Annotated in this window: 14 protein-coding genes; 8 read left to right on the forward strand and 6 right to left on the reverse strand. The window is 66.6% G+C overall.

Going from position 1 to position 18,222, the window contains the following annotated elements; translation table 11 throughout:
• Positions 1 to 5: 5 nt before the first annotated feature.
• Together FSB78_RS01970 and FSB78_RS01975 are read right to left on the reverse strand one after the other, a co-directional pair.
• Positions 6 to 731: a class I SAM-dependent methyltransferase gene (locus FSB78_RS01970; protein WP_147079519.1), complete on the reverse strand. Its 726-nt coding sequence runs from the start codon at positions 729 to 731 to the stop codon at positions 6 to 8.
• A gap of 15 nt (positions 732 to 746) precedes the next feature.
• Positions 747 to 1,169, reverse strand: a complete 423-nt coding sequence (locus FSB78_RS01975) for a GtrA family protein (protein WP_147079521.1) — start codon at positions 1,167 to 1,169, stop codon at positions 747 to 749.
• A gap of 100 nt (positions 1,170 to 1,269) precedes the next feature.
• Between FSB78_RS01975 and FSB78_RS01980 the strand changes: the two genes are divergently transcribed.
• Positions 1,270 to 3,111, forward strand: coding sequence for an AcrB/AcrD/AcrF family protein (locus tag FSB78_RS01980; protein ID WP_242007932.1), 1,842 nt, complete (start codon positions 1,270 to 1,272; stop codon positions 3,109 to 3,111).
• A 10-nt stretch (positions 3,112 to 3,121) separates the two neighbouring features.
• On the opposite strand, the gene FSB78_RS01985 is transcribed toward FSB78_RS01980, so the two are convergent.
• Positions 3,122 to 3,550, reverse strand: a complete 429-nt coding sequence (locus FSB78_RS01985; protein WP_147079523.1) for a VOC family protein — start codon at positions 3,548 to 3,550, stop codon at positions 3,122 to 3,124.
• Between the two features lie 251 nt (positions 3,551 to 3,801).
• On the opposite strand from FSB78_RS01985, the gene cobS reads away from it, so the two are divergent.
• The 7 genes from cobS to FSB78_RS02020 all read left to right on the forward strand — a co-directional run bounded on the left by cobS (position 3,802) and on the right by FSB78_RS02020 (position 14,611).
• Complete coding sequence (gene cobS, locus FSB78_RS01990; RefSeq protein WP_147079525.1) at positions 3,802 to 4,806, forward strand: cobaltochelatase subunit CobS; 1,005 nt, start codon at positions 3,802 to 3,804, stop codon at positions 4,804 to 4,806.
• A gap of 3 nt (positions 4,807 to 4,809) precedes the next feature.
• A complete protein-coding gene (gene cobT / locus FSB78_RS01995; protein WP_147079527.1) occupies positions 4,810 to 6,633 on the forward strand; it encodes a cobaltochelatase subunit CobT in 1,824 nt (607 codons plus the stop codon).
• A 145-nt stretch (positions 6,634 to 6,778) separates the two neighbouring features.
• On the forward strand, positions 6,779 to 7,018 hold the full coding sequence (locus tag FSB78_RS02000; protein ID WP_147079529.1) for a ribbon-helix-helix domain-containing protein: 240 nt from the start codon (positions 6,779 to 6,781) through the stop codon (positions 7,016 to 7,018).
• Between the two features lie 75 nt (positions 7,019 to 7,093).
• Positions 7,094 to 9,613 (forward strand): TonB-dependent receptor, encoded by a 2,520-nt coding sequence (locus FSB78_RS02005; RefSeq protein WP_147079531.1) that lies wholly within the window; start codon positions 7,094 to 7,096, stop codon positions 9,611 to 9,613.
• A gap of 52 nt (positions 9,614 to 9,665) precedes the next feature.
• Positions 9,666 to 10,349 carry a Fe2+-dependent dioxygenase gene (locus tag FSB78_RS02010; protein WP_147079533.1) on the forward strand — a complete coding sequence of 228 codons (684 nt, stop codon included), beginning with the start codon at positions 9,666 to 9,668 and terminating at the stop codon, positions 10,347 to 10,349.
• Positions 10,350 to 10,373: 24 nt separating this feature from the next.
• Positions 10,374 to 11,522, forward strand: a complete 1,149-nt coding sequence (locus FSB78_RS02015; RefSeq protein WP_147079535.1) for a PepSY-associated TM helix domain-containing protein — start codon at positions 10,374 to 10,376, stop codon at positions 11,520 to 11,522.
• A gap of 383 nt (positions 11,523 to 11,905) precedes the next feature.
• Positions 11,906 to 14,611, forward strand: a complete 2,706-nt coding sequence (locus FSB78_RS02020; RefSeq protein WP_147079537.1) for a hypothetical protein — start codon at positions 11,906 to 11,908, stop codon at positions 14,609 to 14,611.
• A gap of 94 nt (positions 14,612 to 14,705) precedes the next feature.
• On the opposite strand, the gene FSB78_RS02025 is transcribed toward FSB78_RS02020, so the two are convergent.
• Genes FSB78_RS02025 through FSB78_RS02035 form a run of 3 tightly spaced genes read right to left on the reverse strand, consistent with a single transcriptional unit; the run spans position 14,706 to position 18,216 of the window.
• On the reverse strand, positions 14,706 to 15,716 hold the full coding sequence (locus FSB78_RS02025) for an NAD-dependent epimerase (protein WP_147079539.1): 1,011 nt from the start codon (positions 15,714 to 15,716) through the stop codon (positions 14,706 to 14,708).
• The gene (locus tag FSB78_RS02030; protein ID WP_147079541.1) at positions 15,713 to 17,095 is read right to left on the reverse strand and encodes a cytochrome P450; all 1,383 of its coding nucleotides are present in this window, start codon (positions 17,093 to 17,095) and stop codon (positions 15,713 to 15,715) included. Before FSB78_RS02030 ends, FSB78_RS02025 begins: the two co-directional genes overlap by 4 nt.
• Positions 17,092 to 18,216, reverse strand: a complete 1,125-nt coding sequence (locus FSB78_RS02035; protein ID WP_147079543.1) for a hypothetical protein — start codon at positions 18,214 to 18,216, stop codon at positions 17,092 to 17,094. The genes FSB78_RS02030 and FSB78_RS02035 overlap by 4 nt, the downstream gene beginning before the upstream one ends.
• Between the last annotated feature and the right edge of the window lie 6 nt (positions 18,217 to 18,222).

Raw genomic sequence — 18,222 nt, forward strand, 5'->3', positions numbered from 1 at the left:
CCCCGTCATGGCAGGGCCAGCGTGACGATCGACACCCCCGGCGTCATCGGGACGCGCCCGACCAGATGCCGCTCAAGCCGGAAGATCCGCTCGAACAGCGCGTTGACCGGACCCGGCGGCGGCGAATCGTCGCTGTCGTCGCGCCCGCTCATCCGCCCCGCGATCCGCGCGGCGGCGGCGAGCGGGAACAGCAGCGAGTTGAAATAGCCGAGCTTGGCCGGCTTCAGCCCGGCGCGCTCGATCGCCGACTTGAGCGTCGCCTTCGAATAGCGACGGTGGTGGTGGTTCACGGTATCGTGCGCGCTCCACATCCACTGGTGCGCCGGCACCGCGATCAGAATCTTGCCGCCCGGCGCAAGGCATTCGCGCATCGCGGCCAGCGCGGCGACGTCGTCCTCGATATGCTCGACCACGTCGAGCACCGCGATCAGATCGTAATGCCGCCGCGGCACGCCGGTCAGCGCGGGCAGGGGGGCGGCACCCACCGGTTTGCCCAGCCGCTCGCTCGCGATCTCGCGTGCGGCGGGGTCGATCTCGATCGCGTCGACATCGCCGAACGTCGCCAGCATCGGCAGATTGTGCCCGGTGCCGCAGCCGATCTCGAGGATCTGCGCCTGCGCCGGCAGCGCGGCGTAGCGCGTCAGGTAATCGGCAAGGATGTCGCGGCGCGCGCGGTACCACCAGTGCGTGGAATCATGCGCGGCCATCCGGTCGTAGACGATGCGATCCATCAGATCTTGGCCATATCAGTGGAATACCCAGAAACGGTTGAGCACGAAGGACACGATCGCCGCCAGGAAGATCGCGGGGACGAGCGGGACCCAGGGGTGCAGATGGAGCAGCGCGGTACCGATCCAGGTGATAACCGCGTTGAGCGACAGCCCGGCGGCCTGCACGATCACGAATTTCACGCGCTGGCTGGCACCGCGGTCCTCGGCGCCCTGGAAGCTCCAGCGACTGTGCACGACATAGCCGAACGTCACCGCCACCGCGAACGCGAACGGCACCGCCGCCACGGCATATTCGCGCGGAAACACGAACGCGGTCAGCGGCAGGTATACCAGCGAATAGACCACGCTGGACAATCCGCCGGCGATACCGAAGCGCAATAGCTGGCCGAGCAGCCCGCTCGCCTGCATCTGCTCCACCTGTCGCCGAATCGTCTGCATGCCCACCTTGTTCTTTAATCCCGCGTCGATACAGCGGCGGAAAGCTCCGCGCGTCTAGAGGGCGTGCGGCCCGGAGGAAAGCGTTTTGGATCAGGCCCCGATGACGGATGGCGCGGCCCCGTCGCGTCTGCGCGACGACGACACCGTACCGTCGCGTCTGCGCGACGAAATCGTACCGTCGCGTCTGCGTGACGAACTCGACCGCCATTGGGTGGCGCTCACGCTGGTCGCCTGGGCGGCGATCGCGGCGTGGATGCTCGTCGACCGCTGGGGGCAGATCCGCTGGCTGTCGCTGGGCGACACCGACGACAACATGCGCCTGATGCAGGTCCGCGCGCTGCTCAACGGGCAGGGCTGGTACGACCTGCGCAACTATCGGCTCAACCCGCCGCTCGGCTTCGACATCCATTGGAGCCGGTTGGTCGACCTGCCGATCGCGGGGCTGATCCTGTTCTTCCGCCTGTTCACCAGCAACAGCTGGGCCGAGCGGCTCGCCTGCGGCATCGCGCCGATCCTGCCGCTGTCGGTCACGATGCTCGGCACCGCGGCGACGGTGCGCCGGCTCGTCAGCCCTTATGCCTGGCCGCTCGGGCTCGTGTTCCTGACCGGGGCGACCGCGACGCAGCTGATGTTCACGCCGATGCGGGTCGATCATCACGGCTGGCAGCTCGCGATGCTCAGTCTCACGCTCGCCGGCCTCTGCGATCCGAAGGCGCTGCGCGGCGGCGCGCTGGTCGGTATCGCGAGCGCCGTGTCGCTGACGATCGGGCTCGAACTGCTGCCCTATGCGGCGATGGCAGGCGCGATCCTCGCGCTGCGCTGGGTCTGGGACCGCGGCGAGGCGGACCGGCTGCAGGTCTATGCGCTGTCGCTGGGCGGCGGCAGCGCGCTCGGCTTCGCACTGTTCGCGTCGAACGCGAACCAGGTCATGCGCTGCGACGCGCTGACCCCGGTCTGGCTGAGCGTGATGATCGCGGCGGGCCTGCTGCTGTTCCTGCTCGCGCGGTTCGGTCCCGAACCGCGCGCGCTGCGTCTCGCGCTGGCGATCGCGGCGGGCGGGGCGATCGTCGCCGGCTTTGCATGGATGTTCCCGCAGTGCCTGGGCCGGCCCGAACAGGTCTCGCCCGAGCTCGCGCACAACTGGCTGGACAATGTCCGCGAGGCCAAGCCGATCTACAAGCACGCCTTCCGCACCGGCTTCGCGATGGCGACGTTGCCGATCATCGGGCTGATCGGCGCGATCGTCGCGAGCTGGCGCGCACGCCGCTCGCCTGCCGCGCTTGGCTGGGTCTGCGTCGCGCTGTTCGCCGCCTTTGCCGCCGCGATGCTGCTGTGGCAGGTCCGCGCCGCCCCCGCGGCGCAGCTGCTCGCGGTATCGGGCGCGACCGCGCTCGGCTGGCTGCTGCTGCCCTGGCTGCTTCACCACCGGCTGCTTCCCGTGCGCGTGTTCGGCACCGTTGCCGGGTTCCTGGTCGTCTCCGGCCTGTTCGCGGGGCTGGCGATCCAGTATCTCCCGATCGACCGCCCCAAGCCGTACGAAAAGCGCGTCAATGCCGCGACCGGCAACTGCATGCGCACGACCGTGCTTTCGCAGCTGAACCGCTATCCGGCGCAGACGATCTTCACCTTCGTCGACCTGGGGCCACGGCTGATCACGATCACGCATCACGACGCGATCGCGGGACCCTATCACCGCAACGGCGATGCGATCCTCGACGTGCAACACGCGTTCGACGGCCCGGCCGATCGCGCACATGCGATCATCAAGCGGCACGGCGCGACGATGCTGATGCTGTGCCCCAACGCCGCCGAATCGACCAATTACAAGGCGCGCGGTCCGAACGGCTTCTACGCGCAGATGTCCCGCAACCAGGTTCCGGCGTGGCTGACGCCCTTGCCGCTTCCCGCGAAATCGCCGCTTCGCTTGTACAAGGTCGACTGAGGGTTCCGGGCTAGTCGGGCCGAGCCTGGCCCATCGCCGCCATCGCCGCCTCCATGTCCATGAACATCGGTTCGAAGATATGCCCGTCGAGGTCGGTGAACGTGCGACCGTACATGAATCCGTGATCCTGCACCGCGCGCGGCTCGGTGCCGCCCGCCGCCAGCGCGGCATCGGTGATCGCGTCGACCGCATCGCGGCTTTCCTGCGACAGGCACAGCAGCACTTCGCTGCTGTCATGCGCGTCGACGATTCGCTTGGCGGTGAAGGTCGAGAAATAGGCGTGGTCGAGCAGCAAGAAGCTGATCGTATCGGACCAGACCATCGCCGAAGCGACGTCGTTTGAGAAGCGAGCGTCCTTCGTCATGCCGATCGCGGCGTAGAAGGCGGTTGCGGCGGCGACGTCGGCCACCGGCAGGTTGACGAAGATCATCTTGGCCATCTCGACTCCTCCGACTTGCTGTCCGCCGAAGATGCCGCGGGGCGGCTCCGTGCGCAACGCCAAAGTTAGGAAAAGTAACCAGAGGCCGTTTACATACCATCCCCGCGAGCGAGCGATGGCGGACTATTGCGGCGGGCGGGGGAACCGAGCGCCGGCCGAACGGTTCGTCACACTCTTCCCGCTGCCAGCGAAGGTCGCGGTTGAGTAACGCCCCGTGCTTGGCCTAGAGCAGTCGGGAACACGAGGCCCATATGACCGATATCCCGAATACCCAGCCCGACAGCCGCGAGACGACGATTCTCGATGCCCCCGACCGCATGGTCAAGGTGCGCGAGATGTTCGGGATCGACACCGACATGGAAGTGCCGGCCTTCTCCGAAGCCGACGAACGCGTGCCCGATCTCGATCCCGCCTATGTGTTCGACGCGGACACCACGCTCGCGGTGCTCGCGGGGTTCGCGCACAACCGCCGGGTGATGGTCCAGGGCTATCACGGCACCGGCAAGTCGACGCATATCGAACAGGTCGCGGCGCGCCTCAAATGGCCGTCGATCCGCATCAACCTCGATGCGCATATCAGCCGCATCGACCTGATCGGCCGCGACGCGATCGTGCTCAAGGACGGGCAGCAGATCACCGAGTTCCGCGAAGGCCTGCTCCCCTGGGCGCTGCAGACCCCGACCGCCTTGGTGTTCGACGAGTATGACGCCGGCCGCCCCGACGTGATGTTCGTGATCCAGCGCGTGCTGGAGGCCGAGGGCAAGCTGACGCTGCTCGACCAGAACCGCGTGATCCGCCCGAACCCGTGGTTCCGCCTGTTCGCGACTGCCAACACGGTTGGCCTGGGCGATACCAGCGGGCTGTATCACGGCACGCAGCAGATCAACCAGGGCCAGATGGACCGCTGGAACATCGTCGTCACGCTCAACTATCTGCCCGCGGTGGTCGAGGCGCAGATCGTGCTCGCCAAGTCGGGCGAGTATGACAAGCCGGAGGGCAAGAAGACCGTCGAGAATATGGTCCGCGTCGCCGACATGACCCGAAAGGGCTTCGTCAACGGCGACATCTCGACCGTCATGAGCCCGCGCACGGTGATCACCTGGGCACAGAACGCGCTGATCTTCGGCGATGTCGGCTTCGCGTTCCGCCTGAGCTTCCTCAACAAGTGCGACGAAGCCGAGCGCAGCCTGGTGGCGGAATACTACCAGCGCGTGTTCGGCAAGGACCTGCCCGAGAGCGTCGTCGGAAAGGCATAGGCCTTGGCCAACGAAACCCCGCTCGACCGTTTCAAGGCCGTCCTCGCGGGGACGGCGCGGGCGATTTCCGAGGAGCCGGAGGTCGAGCTCGCCTATACCGCCGACGCCCCCGTGCAGTCGGGCAAGCATATCAAGGTGCCGATGCCCGCGCGCTCGTTGCCGGCCGATCAGGTCGCCGAAGCGCGCGGCTTTTCGGACGGTTTCGCGCTGCGGCTGAAGCATCACGACGTCGCGCTGCACGCACGCGCCGCGCCCACCGAAGCCGTGGCGCGTGCGGTGTTCGATGCGGTCGAGACGGCGCGGGTCGAGGCGCTGGGTGGGCGCGGCTATGCCGGCATCACCGACAATCTGGCCATGGCGCTCGACGTGCGGCTGCGGGCGGATCCGATCACGCGCGCGCGCAATCAATCCGAGGTGCCGCTGTCGACCGCGCTCGGCCTGCTGGTCCGCGAGAAGCTGACGGGACAGGCGGCGCCGGGGATCGCCGCGCCGGGGCTGGCGCTGGTGCGCGAGTGGGTAGAGAGCAAGACCGATCTCGACGCGCTGGCGTTCGCGCTCGACGACCAGAAGGCGTTCCAGGGGCTCGCCCGGAAGATGCTCGAGGAACTCGAGCTCGTCGAGGGCGAGCAGGCCCCCGAAAGTTCGGACGAGGGCGGTTCCGAGGACGAGGGCACCGACGAGCAGCAGCAGGACGAAGGCGACGAGGGCGACGACCAGGGCGAACAGGGCCAGGGCGAGGTCGAGGCGCGCGGCGAACAGTCCGAGCAGCAGAACGAACAGAGCGACAGCCAGGAGAGCTCGGAGGATTCTTCCGAGGACATCGACGGCGAACCCGGCGACGACGGCGAGGAGGGGATGCAGCCGGTGCGCCCCAATCGTCCGTTCGGCGATATGGGCACGGCGTTCGACTACAAGCCGTGGACGACGCAGTTCGACGAGGTGATCGCCGCCACCGAGCTGTGCGATGCCGACGAACTGGCGCGGCTGCGCGGCTATCTCGACCAGCAGCTCGTCCACCTGCAGTCGGCGGTGTCGAAGCTCGCCAACCGGCTGCAGCGTCGGCTGATGGCGCAGCAGTCGCGGTCGTGGGATTTCGATCAGGAAGAAGGCATCCTCGACGCCGCGCGGCTTGCGCGCATCGTCGTCAACCCGACCTTGTCGCTCAGCTACAAGATCGAACGCGAGACCGAATTTCGCGATACCGTCGTCACGTTGCTGATCGACAATTCGGGATCGATGCGCGGCCGCCCGATCTCGATCGCGGCGATCAGCGCGGACATTCTCGCACGGACGCTGGAACGCTGCGGCGTGAAGACCGAGATCCTCGGTTTCACCACCCGCGCCTGGAAGGGCGGGCAGTCGCGCGAGACCTGGCTCGCCGCAGGGCGCCCGCCGCAGCCCGGCCGGCTGAACGACATTCGCCACATCGTCTACAAACGCGCCGACGAACCATGGCGCCGGGCGCGGAATTCGCTCGGGCTGATGATGCGCGAGGGGCTGCTCAAGGAGAATATCGACGGCGAGGCGCTGATGTGGGCGCACAGCCGGCTGATGGCGCGGCCCGAGGAGCGTCGCATCCTGATGGTGATCAGCGACGGCGCGCCGGTCGACGATTCGACGCTGAGCGTGAACTCGGGCAGCTATCTCGAACGCCACCTCCGCCAGGTCATCGGCTGGATCGAGACCAAGTCGCCGGTCGAACTGTCCGCGATCGGCATCGGCCACGACGTCACGCGCTATTATGCGCGCGCGGTGACGATCATGGATGTCGAGCAGTTGGGCGGTACGCTGATCGAGCAGCTGGCGGCGCTGTTCGACAGCGAATGATCGGGCGGCGCCCGCCGACTAGGTCCGTTCTCCCGCGAACGCGGGAGCCCAGGGTAACGCACGCAGACGGTCGTGACTCCTGGACCCCCGCTTTCGCGGGGGAACCCCCGGTATCGCGCCGAAGCGGCATCGTCGGGAGCACGCCATGATCACGGCCCCCGCCGGCGGCTTCCACGGGCCCGTGAAGCGGTCCGTCACGATCGCCGGTCACCAGACCTCGATCAGCCTCGAACCCGTGTTCTGGCAGGCGCTGGAAGCCGCCGCGGCGCGCAAAGCCCTGCCGCTGTCGGCGCTCGTCGCCGAGATCGACGCGCTCCGTATCCTCGCGACGGACCCGCCGAACCTGGCGAGTGCGATCCGCACCTGGCTGTTTGTCACGTGTTAGTGAGAATCGCTATCAATAGCGTTGACAGTGCGAACGACTCTCAATAGCAAGCCCTCAGATCAAAGGGGTTTGACTATGTTGACATCGTCCGCGCGCGCCACGTCGCCGCGCTCTGCCAGTGCGCCTGCGTTTCTCGCGCTGTCCTGTATCGGGTTCATCGCCAGCGCCCCGGCGTTCGCCGCTGAGCCCGCCGCCGAAGCACCCAAGGCCACGAGCGCCGGCGCGGCGGCGTCCGACCAGCAGGCCCGGCTCGAGCGCGACGACATCATCGTCAACGGCAAGATCATCCCGGCCAACACGCTCGAAAGCCCCAAGGCGACGCGCGCGTTGATCGACACGACGCAGACGGTGACCGTGATCGGCGACCAGACGATCCGGAAGCAGAACCTGCTGACGCTGCGCGACGTGCTGCAGACCGTGCCCGGCATCACCTTCGGCGCGGGCGAGGGCGGCGGCGGCTATGGCGACAGCATCAACCTGCGCGGCTATTCGGCGAACAACGACATCACGATCGACGGCGTCCGCGACAGCGCGCAGTACAGCCGCAGCGAGACGTTCAACCTGCAGCAGGTCGAGGTCTATAACGGCGCGAACAGCGTGTTCGGCGGCGGCGGGTCGGTCGGCGGCACGATCAACCTGGTGACCAAGCGGCCGCAGGCGGAAACGCTGACGGTGGTGTCGGGCGGCATCGGCACCGACGACTATTACCGCGCCACGCTCGATTCGAACGTCCGGGTGAGCGACCTGATCGCGGTGAGGCTGAACGCGGTCGCGCACAGGAACGACATCCCCGGCCGCGACGTCGAACGCAACAAGCGCTGGGCCGTCGCCCCGTCGGCGATCATCGGGGTCTCCGGACCGACCAGCCTGACGCTGCAATATCTGCACCAGGAGGACGACAACACGCCGGTCTACGGCGTGCCGTATTTCCGCAACGCGGTGAATGCCGGGCCGTTGCCGGGCGCGGACAATTCGGGCTATTACGGCATCCGCAACCTCGACAGCCAGGACATCACCGTCGACCAAGCGACCGCGACGGTGGCTCACGCCTTCTCGGATACGGTGTCGATCCGCAATCTCGCCCGGTGGCAGCGCGTCCAGCAGGATTCGCTGACCAGCGCGCCGCAGGCTCCGAACCCGAACGGGTTCTGCCTGTCGAACGGGTTCCAGCCGATCGCCACGTCCAGCGTCTCCACGACACCGCTGGCCTGTGCGCCCGGCCAGCAGCTCGGATCCTATATTCCCAGCGGCCCGCGCGGGTTCGTCCGCAACCAGGAGAACCAGATCCTCTACAACCAGACGGATTTCCGTGCGGTCTTCGATACGGCCGGGCTCGAACACACGTTCGTCCTCGGCGCGTCGTTCGCGAAGGAGGACTATACGATCGTCACCGGCAACACGCTGCGCACCGCCACGGGCGCGACGGTCGCCCAGCCGCCGATCGACCTCGCCAACCCGAACACCGATTATACCGGCCCGTTCAACTTCATCCAGGCGGGGCGCTCGCAGGGCAGCACGAGCAATGCGGCCATCTATGCGTTCGACACGATCAAGCTGATCCCGCAGATCGAGGCGAATTTCGGCCTGCGCTACGAACACGCCAAGGGGATCTTCCGCGCGGACACCTTCTCGGTGGCGCCCGAGACGCTGGGCGCGTTTACGCGCGGGCTGAACCAGACGAGCGACGAGACGCTGTTTTCGTACCGCGGCGGGATCAACTTCAAGCCGGTCGAGACCGTCAGCCTCTACGCCTCCTACGGCAATTCGACGACGCCGACCTCGGCGACGGTGCGGCTCGGCTGCGGGACGCTGATCGGCACGCCCGCGATCGGCGGCGCGCCGGCCGGGACGGTCGATCCGTGCGCCGTGAAGCCCGAGAAGGCGGTCAATTACGAGATCGGGGCGAAGGCCGACCTGTTCGGGCGCAAGCTCCAGCTGACCGCCGCGCTGTTCCGCAACGACCGGACCAACTACCGCGTCGCGACCAACGACCCGATCGTGACGACGCTGGGCGTCACCGATGGCCGGTCGCGCGTCGACGGCATCGCGCTCGGCGCGAGCGGCAACGTGTCGAAGGCGTGGTCGATCTTCGCCAACTACACCTATCTCGACGCCAAGGTGCTGCAGAGCGTGTCCGATTTCTGCCTCGCCAACCCGGGTACGCGCAGCACGACGGCCGGCTCGGTGACGACGATCACCAACCCGTGCGGCAATTCGGCCGCAGTGCCCGATCCGCAGCGCGACCAGCAGCTGGGCAACACGCCGAAGCATTCGGGCAGCCTGTTCACCACCTACACGCTGCCGTTCGGGCTGCAGCTCGGTTACGGCCTGACCTATCAGGGGGCGTTCGCGCTCAACAACAGCGCGCTGGCGACGCCGCTCGCGCCGACGACGGTCCTCACGCCGGTATTCCATTCGGCGGATTACCTGACGCACCGCGCGTTCCTGTCCTACACTATCGGCACGGGGTTGACCGCGCAGTTGAACGTGCAGAACTTCACCAACAAGAAATACTATACGGGCATCCGCAACAATGGCTGGGCGACGCCGGGCGAGGCGCGGTCGTTCCGGCTGACCCTCTTCTACAGCCTGTGAGGGGAGCGTGCGCGCATTTGCGGGCAGGGATGGCGGACGGTAGGACGATCGCATGCTGATCGCCATCCCCGACCTGCTCGACGCGAGCGACGTCGCCCGCGTCCGCGCCGTCATTGACGCCGCCGAATGGATCGACGGCAACGTGACGTCCGGGCCGCAAAGCGCGCTCGCCAAGCGCAACGACCAGCTGCCCGAGGACTCGGCCGCCGCGCGCGAGGCGGGCGGGTTGATCCTCGACGCGCTCGGCCGGTCGCCGCTGTTCGTGGCCGCCGCGCTGCCGCTGAAGGTGTTTCCGCCGCTGTTCAATCGCTATGCCGGCGGCCAGGATTTCGGGCTGCACGTCGACAACGCGGTCCGCATCCGCCGCGGCAGCGATTTCCGCATCCGCAGCGACCTGTCCGCGACGCTCTTCCTCGAGGATCCCGCCGGCTATGACGGTGGCGAACTGGTCGTCGAGACGCAGTTCGGGCCGCAGACCGTGAAGCTGCCCGCCGGGCACATGGTCCTGTATCCGGCGTCGAGCCTGCACCGCGTGACGCCGGTGACGCGCGGCACGCGGACCGCGTCGTTCTTCTGGATCCAGTCGATGGTCCGCGACGACGGCGCGCGCGCGCTGCTGTTCGATCTCGACCAGGGCGTGCAGGCGGTCGCGACGGCGCAGGGGCAGGGCGATCCGACCACCGTCAGGCTGACCGGAGTCTATCACAATCTGCTGCGCCGATGGGCCGATGCCTGACAGGTGCGCAAAAGGGGGAATGCAATGAGCACATTGGCGATGCGGAAGGCGTGGTTCCAGGTCCACAAGTGGATCGGGCTGATCCTGGCGATCCTGATCATCCCGCTGTCGATCAGCGGCGCGGCTTTGGTCTGGCACGACGGACTCGACCGGATCGCCAACCCGGCGCGCTACGCGGTGACGGGGACGACGACGCGCGACCCGGCGGTCTATCTCGCCGCGGCCAAGGCGGCCCTGGGGCCCGACCAGCGGATCGCGCAGATCACGATGCCCGAGCATGGTGGCCCGGTCACCGTCGCCGCGACGCCGGCCGGCCGTGCGGGGCCGCCTCGCGGCGGGCCGCCGGTGCGCACCATGGTCTATCTCGATCCGCCGAGCGCGCGCGTGCTGCAGGTCGCGGCCAGCAATGGCGGGCTGGTGCGCTTCCTCCACGTCCTCCACGGCAGCTTGCAGGTGCCCGGCGTCGGACGCCAGATCGTCGGCTGGATCGGCGTTGTCATGATGGTGTCGTGCTTCACCGGGCTGTGGCTGTGGTGGCCGACGGTGGGGAAATGGGCGCGGGGCCTGCGCTATCGCCGGCATCGCAACACCGATACCAACCTCCATTATCTGTTCGGCTTCTGGATCGCGCTGCCGCTGTTCGTGCTGTCGCTGACCGGCGCCTGGATCTCGTTCCCGCAATTCTTCGGCAGCCTTTCCGGCGAATCGCGTCCGCGCGGCGGTCGTGGCGGCGGCATGCCCGACCGCGCCGCGATGGCGCGGGCAAAACCGCTGGCGGCTCCCGCGCAGCCGCTCGCCGTCGTGATCGCGCACGCTGCCACGCTGGCGGCGGGAGCGCCGCTCAAGAGCATCGCCTGGCCGACCGACCGGACCCCCGACTGGACCGTCACCTTCGCCGCCAAGGGCCGCCCGGTCGCGGTCAAGATCGCCGACGACACCGGCAACGCCACGGCGGCGCCGGCACGACCGCAGGGCGGCATCGGACGCTGGATGCGACGGATCCACGACGGCACCGACATGGGCATCGTCTGGCAGGTCGTGATCTTCGCCGGCGGCATCCTGCCGGCGGTACTCGCGGTGACCGGGATCATTATGTGGTGGCGCGCGCGCGGCTGGAAGGCAGAACTCAAGCGCAAGCTGAAGGCGAAACGGGCGGCGCCGAACGTCGCCTGAACCCGGCATCGGCCCGACCGTCGAAGACAGCTTCCCGCAAATCTATGGTCGGCCGAACTCCTTCGAACGATGATTGTTGGTATTGCAGCGCATCGCAGAACTACGAATGCTGCGATCTGCTTCACAGGATCGGTCGCACGGCGGCACAGCTATGCGGATTCATATCGCGATACTGTACTGGCACCGGTGATCGGCCAATGCCGCCTCCTCAAGCAACTAACCTTCCTCGAAAACCGCCATGCCTCGACCAAGACGGCATCCGTGTTGCACAGCCGAAATATTTGAGGAATACAATGGATTTGGTTGGAAAAATCCTTTGAGGGTGGGGGTGTACAAAGTCCGCGGGATCGCGAAAAAGGCCGGCATTAGGGGACCCTATTGTCATGGCAGAACGTATCGCGATCGTCGTCGTCGGCATGCATCGATCAGGCAGCTCGGCCATGGCGCGCTTGCTGTCATTGGCGGGCGCTACGCTCCCGAACGGACTGATGCACGCAGGAAACGGCAACGAAACCGGCCACTGGGAACCTCAGCGTGTAGCAGACTATAACGATGTCGTGCTCGCGGCCTTTGATGCGACATGGGACTCGCCGTTCGGACTGGGCGTAAACGCCACGCGTCGTGCTGCGCTGGCGCCGTTCGTGGAGGGCGCGCGTGCCATCATCCGCGAAGAGTATGGCGACGCTTCGCCCATCGTCCTGAAGGAGCCACGCATGTCGCTGGTCGCCGACCTCTGGACAGAGGCGCTAGAGGCCGAGGGATATTGCTGCAAGTTCGTAATCACCGTCCGTCCGCCAACGGAGGCAGCAGCATCGTTGCGCAAGCGAAACGGCTTCGCGCTCGACAAGGGACTGTTGCTGTGGGGCGCGTATGTAGCAAGCGCCGAGTTACTGACTCGCGCGCACGACCGGGTCTTTTGTCGCTACGACGACGTGCTCGTCCGGCCAGCGTCGGTACTCGACGATATCGAGGCGAAGCTACGGATCGAGTTGCCGCACCGGACGGCGCAGGCGCATGCCGCAATGGACGCATTCGTTCGCCCGGCGTTGAAGCACAACTATGCTATGACAATCCCGCCGATCCCGCCGCATCTTCGGCCGATCAGCGAGCTATCTGACTACATCTATGCGTCGATCGTCGGAGAGATCCCAAATATCGACGTAAGCCGCGATCTCCAGACCTGGTTTTCCGATCTCGATCAGACAATCACGCCGTTGATGTTAGGTATCGAGCAGCGCCTGCAGCACGAACAGGAGATGGCAGTCGCCGCCGCGAACGGCCGGGTAGAGGCGCACCGCCTCGAGGTCGATCGCGCGAATGCGCTTTATCATGGGCAGCTTGCCGATGTTGCGCGGCTGAACGCGCAGTTCGCAGAAATTGAAGCCCATCGTCGTGACGCCGAGCAGCGGTTGGCGGAGGTTGAGCAGGTCCGGCTGGCGACGCAGGCATGTCTTGATCAGCGGGAAGCGGAAATAGAGGCGCTCCACGGGTCGTTCGAAGGGACCAATCGTGTCGTGGCTGACCTTTCCGAGTCGTTAGAGCAACGCACGGCCGAACTCGCCGCCCTGAACACCGATTATAGTACGAAGATGGAGGAAATCGCGCTGCTGTCGGACGCCAACACCAATCTCGAACGCGCGTATGGCGAGGCCAATGCGGCGCTCACTGTACAGGTAGCCGAGAGCGCAAGGGTCGAAGGTGAGGCGGCTGCCGCACGCGCCGCCTGGCATGATCGCGAGACGGCGCTGGTCCAGCATGCGAGAGGTCTGGCCGACGCCAGTGAGCACGCCGCGCGCGAATATGCTGCCACACTAGCGCAGTTTGAACAGCGTTATAAGGAAGAGCGTACTGCACTGCTGACGGCGGCGCAGGCGCGCGAAGCGGAGTTGGAGGCTGCTCTGGCGGCGGAGGTGGTCACGGCGCAGGATACAGCCCGCCTTGCCGATGAGGCGATAGCAACGCTGCGCAACGCCCTTGCGCAGGCTCAGAATGACGCAATCGCCCGCACTACCGATCTGCAGCAACAAATATATGCCGCCAATGCGGCCAAGGCCGAAAGCGACGCAAAGTTCGCAGAAATTGAAATCCATCGTCGTGACGCCGAGCAGCGGTTGGCGGAGGTTGAGCAGGTGCGGCTGGCGACGCAGGCGTGTCTTGATCAGCGGGAAGCGGAAATAGCGGCGCTCCATGGGGCGTTCGATGCGACCGATCGCGTGGTGGCTGACCTCTCCAAGTCGCTAGAGCAACGAACGGCCGAACTCGCCGCGTTAAACGCCGATTATCATGCGAAGATGGGGGACATCGCGCTGCTGTCGGACGCCAACACCAAGCTCGAACGCGAGTATGCCGAGGCCAATGCGGCGCTCGCTGCACAGGTAGCCGAGAGCGCAAGAGTCAAAGGGGAGGCGGCTGCCGCACGCGCCGACTGGCATGGTCGTGAGACGGCGCTGGTCCAGCATGCAGGCGGTCTGGCCGATGCCAGTGAGCACGCGGCGCGCGAATATGCTGCCACGCTAGCGCAGTTTGAACAGCGTCACGAGGAAGAGCGTGCTGCGCTGCTGACTGCGACGCAGGCGCGCGAAGCCGAGTTGGAGGCTGCTCTGGCCACAGAGGTGGCAACGGCGCAGGATGCAGCCCGGCTTGCTGATGAGGCAATAGCAACGCTGCGCGACGCCCTTGTGCGGACTCAGTACGACGCAACCGCCCGCGCTACAGATCTGCAGCAACAAATAAACGCCGCACATGCGGCCAAGGCCGAAGACGACGCCTCCACGGCAGAGGAAATTGCGGCGCTGACCCGGCTGAATGACGACATGGCGGGCAGGCATGCGGAGGGGATGGCCATTATGGCCGGACAAGCGGATGAACGCGAGGCGACCATGCAGCAGCTTTTGAAAACCCGGGACCTGCTGCAGGCTGAGATCACGCAACGGGACGCGGTCGAAGCGGAACTGAGGCATGCCGTCGCCGAACTGACCCAAGAGCTCGCGCAACGCGACGCGACGCTGGCAAGTCATGCCGCCCAGACCGAACAACCGACAATTATCGATCGATTGAAGGCGGTCCTGAATGGATGGAAGGCGCCCTGACACATGCAGTCGTCCCCTCGTATCCCAGGTCGATAGGAAAGCGCGGCGCATTGCCGGCCGACGCAGATAGCGGTAAACTGCGCGTGCCGCGCCGTTAAACTCGGAACAGGTTCAGGGCGAGTGATCGAGCATACCCTCGATACCAGTCGACGAACTTCGGTATCCCCGCGTCGATCGTCGTCGTCGGGGCGAAGCCCAGGTCGCGCTGGATCGCGGAGATGTCGGCATAGGTCGCGGGCACGTCGCCGTCCTGCATCGGCTGATAGTCGCGGATGGCCTCGCGGCCGCACGCCGCCTCGAGCACGTCTATCATCCGGCCGAGCTCCTCGGACCGGTGATTGCCGATATTGTAGATCCGGTGCGGCGCGACGCTGCCGCCGGGTTTCGCGGTGCCGTCGTCCGCCGGCGGATGGTCGAGTGCCGCGATGACCCCCACGACGATGTCGTCGATATAGGTGAAATCGCGCTGCATCCGGCCGTGGTTGAACACCCTGATCGGCCGACCCTCTAGGATCGCCTGCGTGAACAGCCAGAGCGCCATGTCGGGCCGGCCCCATGGCCCGTACACCGTGAAGAAGCGCAGGCCGGTCTGCGGCAGGCGGTAGAGATGCGCATAGGTCTCGCTCATCAGCTCGTCCGCCTTCTTGGTGGCGGCATAGAGCGAGACGGGGTGGTCGGTGCGGTCCTCGACGCGGAACGGCAGCGTCTCGTTGCCGCCATAGACCGAGGAAGACGACGCGTAGACGAGATGCGCGACGCGGCGGGCCCGCGCGAGCTCGAGGATGTTGACGTGCCCGACCAGGTTCGACTGCACATAGGCGCGCGGGTTGTCGATCGAGTAGCGCACGCCCGCCTGGGCTCCCAGATGGACGATGCGGTCGAAGTCCTCGCCGCCGATCGCGCTGTCGAGCGCGGCGTGATCCGCAAAATCGACCTGGTGGAACGCGAAGTCGCCGGCCAGCCGCGCGAGCCGGGCGCGCTTCAGATCGACCGCATAATAGTCGTTGAGGTTGTCGATACCGACCACCCGGTCGCCGCGCGCGAGCAGCGCCTGCGCGACATGCATGCCGATGAACCCGGCGACGCCGGTGACCAGGATCTTCATGCGCGCCTCTTCTCGATCGGCGTGAGTTTCAGGAGCACGCCATCCTTGGCGCGCAAGGTCAGCCGGCTGACCGGTTCGGGTACCTTGCCGGGGACCGTCTCGATCGTGAAGGTGCGGAGCAACCCGGCAATGGCGAGCTTCGCCTCCTGCACCGCAAACCCCGCACCGACGCAGATTCGCGGCCCCTTGCCGAACGGCAGATAGGCGTGGCGGCAGGCCGAGGCCTGGTCGGGATCGTCGAACCGGTCGGGATCGAACCCGTGCGGCTCGGGAAAATTGTCGCGGTTGCGCTGGACCAGCCAGGGGGAAACGACGAGCATCGCGCCGGGTTCGAGGTGCTTGTCGCGCATCTGCACCGGGCACGTCACCTCGCGCGTAAGGAAGGCGAGCGGCGGGTAGAGCCGCAAGGTCTCGCGAAACACGTTGTTGATGCGGGTCATCGGGCGGAGGTGTTCGTAGGCGAGGGGGGCGCCCCCCGATGCGGTTTCGACCTCGTCGCGCAGCGCCGCCTGCAGCGCGGGGTCGCGGGCGATGAGGTAGAAGGCCCAGGTGACCGAACTCGCCGAGGTCTCGTGGCCGGCGAGGAAGATCGTCGCGACCTGCTCCATCACCTCCGCCTCGGTGAATGCCGCGCCGGTCTGCGGATGACGCGCGTCGATCAGCGACTGGACGATGTCGTGCCCGCGCTCGCCGCGCTCGTGCGTCGCTGCGTAGCGTGCGTGCACGATCGGCGCGAACACCGCATGGATCCGCCGCGCATCGGCCTCGGCGCGCCGCCGGAAGCCGAGCATCGGCAGCCCGTAGATGCGCAGCGTCGAGGCCCGCTGCGAATGCTTCTGGTACGCGTGGAACGCATCGTAGATTTCGCGCGACCCCGCGGTGTCGAGCACCACCGAGAACAGCGTCCGATAGATGATGTCGGCGGCGAGATGCGTGATCAGCACGTCGATCGGCACCGGCTTCGACAAGTCCATCGTGCGGATATGCGCGATCAGGTCGTCGACCGCGTCGGACATCATCGGGAACACGGTCTTGAGCGCGGTATGCCCGAACGCCGGGTTGACCATCTGGCGCTGGTCCTCCCAGTCCTGGCCGTTCGCGGAGAACACCGAATTGCCGATCAGCGGCAGCAGCAGGTCGCGCTGGAACTCGTGCTTCGGAAACTGCTTCCACTCGGTCTCCATGATCCGGCGTACCAGCGGCAGCTCGTTGGCGAGGTAGAAGTCGAGCGCGGGCGTGTGGATCTCGCCCATCTTCATCGTGTAGCTGCGCTCGAACAGCACGTGGATCCACGAATTCCAGCCGCGCCAGAAGCGCAGCAGGAACGACGACTTGCTCGCATGCGGCGCGGGGAAGGGGGGCGTGAAGCGGATACTCACGGGATGTCCCTGAACGCGGCGACCGCGGCGGCGATCGGGCGGCGGCTGGCGGTGACGCTCGGCAGGTCGATCGGGCTCACCCGGTCGCCGACGCGCAGATAGTCGAAGTGGATCTCGTACTTGCTCGCGAACCCCGTCTTGTAGTTCGCCGCGTCGTAGAAGCGGTAGAAGCGTGGGTTGAGCAGGTCCATGCGCGGCTTCGGATCCATGGCGACGGTGACCATCGGGTTGACGCCGTGGAACGCGGCCCCGTCGGGCGGTGAGCCGACATCGACCCAGTGGAAGTCGCGTGCCGCAATGTTCGCCAGTCGCCGGCGAAAGGTCGTCGCATCGCGGCGCCCGGCAACGAGCGGGATCGAATGCCCATAGGTCAGCACCGCGAACTGCGCGGGCAGCGTGCCGCCGCGACGTTCGAACAACCGGTCGAGCGCCAGCATCGCGATGATCGAGCCGTTGCTGTGCGAGACGAGCAGGATCTCGTCCTCGTCGCCGTCGATGCCCGCGTCCATCGCGTCGGCGAACGCGTCGAGCCTGGCCTGCAGTTCGGGCGTGCCTTCGCCGGTGCACAGCTCGCTGTTGAAGATGAAGAACCGCATCAGCCACGGCACGCGGATCAACCCGAGGATCGGGATCGCCGCGGCGATCCCGATCGCGAGGCCGCCGAGCAGCGCGATCCACCAGCTGAGCCAGATCGACCCGATCAGGGCCAGCGGCACCGCGATGAGCAACGGGATCACCACCGCCAGGATCGGCGGGTAGAACATCGTCACCAGCGGGCCGTTGGGCAGCGCGCGGGCCCATTTGAAATCCAGGTGCCGGATATGCGCGAGGTACGTCCGCGCGCCGCGGGTGACCAGCTGCAACGGGTTCTTGATCCACGCCTGCTGGACGATGTCCTCCCAGCGGAGGAAGGTATAGTCCGTCGTCACGTCCTGCGTCGCGTTGCGCACGCTCCAGTCGCTGCGGATCGTCGACGCCTTTTGCCGCGGCGACACGCTCACGTCCTCGCCGGTCTTGGCCGCGTACCGCGCGACCTGCTCCTTCAACAGATGGTAGTAGAACCGCACGCCGCGCGGATCGAACCCGCCGATGTAGAAGATTCTGCGCTTGAATTCGGTCATGCCCGC

The organism is Sphingomonas ginsenosidivorax (assembly GCF_007995065.1).
Taxonomy (GTDB): Bacteria; Pseudomonadota; Alphaproteobacteria; order Sphingomonadales; family Sphingomonadaceae; genus Sphingomonas; species Sphingomonas ginsenosidivorax.